Origin of the sequence: Phenylobacterium sp., from assembly GCF_041691455.1 — a bacterium.
GTDB lineage: Bacteria > Pseudomonadota > Alphaproteobacteria > Caulobacterales > Caulobacteraceae > Phenylobacterium.
Map to the genome: position 1 here is coordinate 1 of NZ_JBEPUO010000075.1, position 2,352 is coordinate 2,352.

Genomic DNA, 2,352 nt, shown 5'->3' on the forward strand with positions numbered 1-2,352 from the left:
TCGCGCCCAAAAGTCCCGCAGCGCCTCGCGGTTGGTGCTTTCGAACCAGTCCAGCTGCGCCGGCGACTGGTAGTCGCGGACGATCTCCAGGGCCTTGTCGGCGATCAGGCCCATGGGGACGTTCGCCAGCGGTGCGGCCGGAGCGAGTTGGAACAGGATGGCGTCTTTGCCGCCAATCAGGCGCAGCCGCTCCGTCACGTTGGCCTGCCGCACCAATTGGCTCGGCGAGACGTCTCGGGCCAACGCCTGGTCGAGCTCGGCGCGCTCGTAAACGGATGACAGGTCTTCCGGGAACGCCTTGCGCAGAGCCTGAGCCTCGGCGCATTTGGCGGCCATCACCCGGCCCATCTTGACCCAGCTGCCTTCGAGGGTCTGGGCGCCCGTGGGGACCCATTTCCCACGCTCGTCCTCGCCCCACTCGTCCTTGATCGGAGCGAACTCGTCCCAGTAGGCGACGCCGGATACCGGCCGCCAACGGCCGCTTACGCCTTCGTCCTGCATGTAGATCTTGAGGGCGGCCTTGACCAAGCCAAGCGGGTTGAGCGAGCCCTTCAGGTCAGGATCGTAGGTGTAGACCGGTTCTTTCTCGTCGGGCCGGTAGCGGCCGCTGCGCGCCGCGATCGCCCGCATCCCGTCGATGCCGACTATGGTCACCATCCGGCGCTTGCCCCTCGTGTCCTTGTTGAAGACCAAGGCGTGGATCTGCTTACGGAATGGGTCGAGTCCGGTGTGCCTGGCGATGGTCATGAACAGATCGAACTCATCGTTGTCGCAGTCCTTGGCGACCGTGCGGTGGATGAGCCGCATCTGTTCGGCCGTGTAGTTGGCGCCAGGCCGGATAGGGGTGACCGCGTTCATGGGCTCAGCGCTCCCGAATGGTGAGGCTTGGAGGGGCGGCTTCGAGGTGCGCGCCGGGAATTTCCGGCGGCAGGCCCGCTATCGCCTCGTCGCGGGCTGCGAGATCCTCCGGCAGCGCGGCGATCGCCTCGGCGCGCGCAGTCGCGCTCGCCTTGACCGCCTCGGCCAGGGCGACCTTGTCGAGCTTCGGATCGCCGGCTTTCCAGAAGCTCGACGGGATAGCCGCTTCGTCGTCGATGACCAGTTTTGCAGCGCGCGCCGAGAGGCTCAGTGTGGCGACCGGTCGCCTTACCGACGGCAGCTCGGCGATCACCATCGCCTGGGTGATCAACGTCCGGTCTTGTTCCGCAAGCCTCTCGAACCGCTCGCGGCGGCCGCGCATCGTCTCAATGTGCTGGGCGGCGCCGGCGGCGAGCGCCATGTTCTCCGCGCGCCGGGCAACCAGCCGGTCGATGATCTCGAACAGATCAGTCTCGCCTTCGATCATGTCGGTCAGAAGCTCATCATCGTCCGTGGTGACCGCGGCGATCGACTCCCTCACAGCCAGCGCGGCGCGCGCCGCCTTGACCGGGTCCAGCTCGAACCCGATCCTGCCTTTGGCGGGCTTGTCCCGAGCGTCTGAAACCTCTGCAGCATCGGTCATCGGACCCTCCAACATGCCGTGAGTTCAATGGGCGCGCGCCCGACGCGCTCGTGGGCGCTCATAGCGCGTCACTCGCGCCGGCGTTCGCGGTTAGGAGGCCCATATCGTCCATGAGCTCCAGCAGTGCGCAGGCGAGGTCATCCGGACGCCGGTCGCGGACGCCATCGAGCAGGCCGGTGAAGGCCATTACTGACGGGGAGAGGGGTTTCCTGAGCGAGCGCCATTCGCCATCGCGAACCCGCTTGATGCCGAAGAGCAATAGCGATGCCCAAGCGTCCGGGCGCCCCGCGTCAAGCCAATTGATCGCCATTGTAGACAAGGTGTTCGGCCACGAGATCGGGACCTCGCTGCGCTGGCCGTTCTCGCCTTTCGAGTAGAAGGCGACGCCGTGCAAATCGTGGGCGGTCTCGCGGACCGCTGCCAATCGCTCCGGATCGTTGGCCGCGTCCTGGCCGCAGCAGCCGCAATTGAAGTCCCTGGACTTCCCTGTCCAGAAGCTGTTGCAATGCCTGCATCGGAAGTCGTCTTCCATTGTGATTTCGATGGCGCACTGGTCGGAATGCAGGCCGGGAACTTGCCAAAGTTGCGGCAAGACGCTGACGCGGACCAAGTCGGCGACGGCGTTGGCTACATCCTCAACCTCGGCCAGGGTCGCCACTCTGGCCAAGTGCGGTCGCACGATGATGCTGGGCCGGGAGTCAACACGTATGCGGGACATCAGCGCGCCCCGTCGATGCGGGCTTGAGCGCGGACCACCAGCCCGCCCCGCCCCAGAGCGTCATCAACCGATTCACATAGCTGTTCGATCAACTCGGCTTTGGACGCTCGGCCCTCGAGATAGTTGCAGGACC

The 2,352-nt window shown here is 65.7% G+C and carries 3 protein-coding genes; all 3 read right to left on the reverse strand.

Features of this window, described 5'->3' with window-relative positions; genetic code table 11:
* On the reverse strand, positions 1 to 858 hold an 858-nt coding region (gene bet, locus ACESMY_RS23615), incomplete at its 3' end, for a phage recombination protein Bet (protein ID WP_372787088.1).
* Positions 859 to 862: 4 nt separating this feature from the next.
* Positions 863 to 1,501 (reverse strand): siphovirus Gp157 family protein, encoded by a 639-nt coding sequence (locus ACESMY_RS23620; protein WP_372787089.1) that lies wholly within the window; start codon positions 1,499 to 1,501, stop codon positions 863 to 865.
* Between the two features lie 58 nt (positions 1,502 to 1,559).
* A complete protein-coding gene (locus ACESMY_RS23625; protein WP_372787090.1) occupies positions 1,560 to 2,219 on the reverse strand; it encodes a hypothetical protein in 660 nt (219 codons plus the stop codon).
* Positions 2,220 to 2,352: the final 133 nt, after the last annotated feature.